Raw genomic sequence first — 2,347 nt, 5'->3', positions numbered from 1 at the left:
CGCCGGGCGTCGTCAACGTCGTGACTGGCGAAGGCGCCACAGGTGCGGCGCTATGCGCGAGTCCCGAGGTGCGGCGCATCGACCTGACAGGCGGCACGGCCACAGGTCGCCGCGTCGCGGCGGCGGCCGCAGAAAGGCTCATTCCCTGTACGCTCGAATTGGGAGGCAAGACACCGGTCATGGTGTTCGAGGATTGCGACATTGATGAGGCAGTCGCAGGCGCGGTGTTCGCGTCCTTTGTCGCATCGGGCCAGACCTGCGTTTCCGCGGGCCGCTTCCTGGTTCAACGCAACGTGTACGACAAGTTCGTCGCTGCCTTCGCGGAACGGACTGGCGCACTTAAAGTCGGCGATCCGGCTAGCCTGAGCACCGACGTTGGCCCCGTCATTTCACCGGCGTCGCTTCAACGCAGTCAACGTTTTGTTGATCAAGCAAAAGCGGCAGGCGCGCACCTGTTGGTTGGCGGCGGTGCGCCTCAACTAGATGCGCCGTTAACCTTGATGACCCAGCGATGCACCGATCGAATGATCGACGCCAATGTCGCGCTCAGCCATCATTTCCTCGAGATTGCGAAGACTCAGCGAGTACGCAACGTACCATCGCACGCACAGCAGGATCACTTCAAGCGGATAGTGCAGCCGCTTCAGCACCTTGGCGATGCCAGGATCCAGCGTTGTTTGTGGCGTGAGTGTCTTCTTCATCGTGTGGCCAAAGCGTTTTTCTCAACCTCGAATTTTACCTCTCCCGCGTTAATGCGATAGAGCCATGCCATCGACCCACCAATACATATAGCGCGATTTCGACAAGTCTCCCTTGCTCCAGGCCGCATGTTCTTCGGCTCATTGCGCCTTTAGCTGGCTCACGACATTCGCCGATAAACCCTTGGCATCCTCGCCCAGCAGCACGCTTAGCGGCTCGCTCATGTCGCCCGTCAAAATACTCTTTAAATACAGCCACGGCAATGCAGCGCTCACGCGGGCCAATTTCCTCACATAGGGCGGCACCATTGACGAGTTGAATTTCACGCCTGATCCCCATCGATCCCGCACCTTCGTCACCTTGACGGACCAAATCGTCCAGGCCAACACGGCACCCGATAGGCCGACGACTGCTTTTTCCGTATCCTTGCTCGTGGTGGATGGAGAGCGCGGCAAGTGATTCAGCAAGCGGTTGAAGCGAAGCTGGCAGAGCTGTTGAAGCGATTGGCGAACGTCAAGACATTGCACGCGCAACGCGCCGTGGTGCGCAACGACTACCTGCCGGAACCGAGGTATTGACGATGGCCGGGCCGATACCGGTGAAGGCCAGTTTCGACTTTAGCTCTTTGAATTTCAGCGTCCGACAGTCGTTAGTCGTCGCGATCGACCTCGTCGAACATGACGGCGAGCTCCCGCACCGCCGCATCACCGCGCCTCTCGATATCCAACAGGATGTGCTCGACTGCCTCGCAAACTTCCTTCGCGGCGTTCTTGCTTACTTCGACATCTGCGCCCCGCTTGGGCCACTTTGCCATAAGAGTCTCCATAAGTTTAAGTTTGAACTGAGCATGCGCAAGCAACATGGATTGTGCCTACGTATGCAATATTGAATTCTAAAAGTTTTGCTGATTCCGCGAGTCGCTACCTGTCAGTCGCCGCGTTCAAGCGTGCCGTAGCGACAAAGTTCGTCCTCTGATTACAACGAATCCGATTTTTCATGACATAGCCGTCGACCACCTCACGGTTGCGCTCAGGAACGCAGAGTTCGTACATCGAGGGCGATGCCCCGCACATCGACATACATGCGATACCTGATGACTTATGCTCCTGTTATTCCGTTCCTTCCGAGTGACGGGGAGACGGCCGAAGCACCAACTTGCCCTCGCGCAGAGTCACTCGCTATAAAGGTGCAGACGAGCGTGATTCCTGCGGCGACCATCGCAAAGATTGCCACGGACGTGAATCCTCCATACTTGGCGAGGAGAGCCGTTGCGATCAGCGGTGTCGGTGCTCCGGCCAAGAGCGCGCCCAGCTGAAAGCCGATCGTGACACCGCTATATCGGACTTCCGCACTGAACATCTCGGCGAACCAGGCCGCCATGGGCGAAAACACTGCTGCGTGGGCGATCGTAAGAACCAAGATCTCGGCAAGGACGATTAGTTTAGGGGCGCCGGTGCCCACCATGAAAAAGAAAGGGAAGGGCGCGATCAGCGCGACGAGCGCGCCGAAGGCGACGACGGGCTTGCGGCCGATCCTGTCCGAAAGTGCGCCAAACAAGGGGTTCGTTACCAGCTCAAGTGCCGCGGCGATCAGGATGGCAAACAGTACCGTATGTCGCGGCAAACCCAGATGACTCGTCATGTACGAC

2 protein-coding genes and 4 pseudogenes are annotated in these 2,347 nt (G+C 58.0%); 2 read left to right on the top strand and 4 right to left on the bottom strand.

Annotated elements, in window-relative coordinates; all coding sequences use genetic code 11:
• Positions 1-20: 20 nt before the first annotated feature.
• Positions 21-410: pseudogene (locus tag J3489_RS37075) on the top strand (aldehyde dehydrogenase family protein); the annotation flags it as partial.
• Between the two features lie 83 nt (positions 411-493).
• On the opposite strand, the pseudogene J3489_RS37070 reads toward J3489_RS37075, so the two are convergent.
• Both J3489_RS37070 and J3489_RS37065 read right to left on the bottom strand, forming a co-directional pair.
• Positions 494-701: pseudogene (locus tag J3489_RS37070) on the bottom strand (IS6 family transposase); the annotation flags it as partial.
• Between the two features lie 63 nt (positions 702-764).
• Positions 765-1,064 (bottom strand): annotated as a pseudogene (locus J3489_RS37065) (transposase); the annotation flags it as partial.
• Between the two features lie 81 nt (positions 1,065-1,145).
• Here J3489_RS37065 and J3489_RS37060 point away from each other — a divergent pair.
• Positions 1,146-1,303 (top strand): annotated as a pseudogene (locus tag J3489_RS37060) (IS256 family transposase); the annotation flags it as partial.
• 45 nt (positions 1,304-1,348) lie between these two features.
• On the opposite strand, the gene J3489_RS37055 reads toward J3489_RS37060, so the two are convergent.
• Positions 1,349-1,513, bottom strand: a complete 165-nt coding sequence (locus J3489_RS37055; RefSeq protein WP_207005750.1) for a histidinol dehydrogenase — start codon at positions 1,511-1,513, stop codon at positions 1,349-1,351.
• Between the two features lie 284 nt (positions 1,514-1,797).
• On the bottom strand, positions 1,798-2,347 hold a 550-nt coding region (locus tag J3489_RS37050), incomplete at its 5' end, for an MFS transporter (protein WP_207005748.1).

Origin of the sequence: Trinickia mobilis (assembly GCF_017315705.1) — a bacterium.
Classification (GTDB): Bacteria; Pseudomonadota; Gammaproteobacteria; order Burkholderiales; family Burkholderiaceae; genus Trinickia_A; species Trinickia_A mobilis.
This window is presented reverse-complemented; position numbering and strand designations above follow the sequence as displayed.

Coding starts and splice junctions, on each gene's coding strand:
- J3489_RS37055 (WP_207005750.1), bottom strand. CDS start 1,513: ATGGCAAAGTGGCCCAAGCGGGGCGCAGATGTCGAAGTAAGCAAGAAC.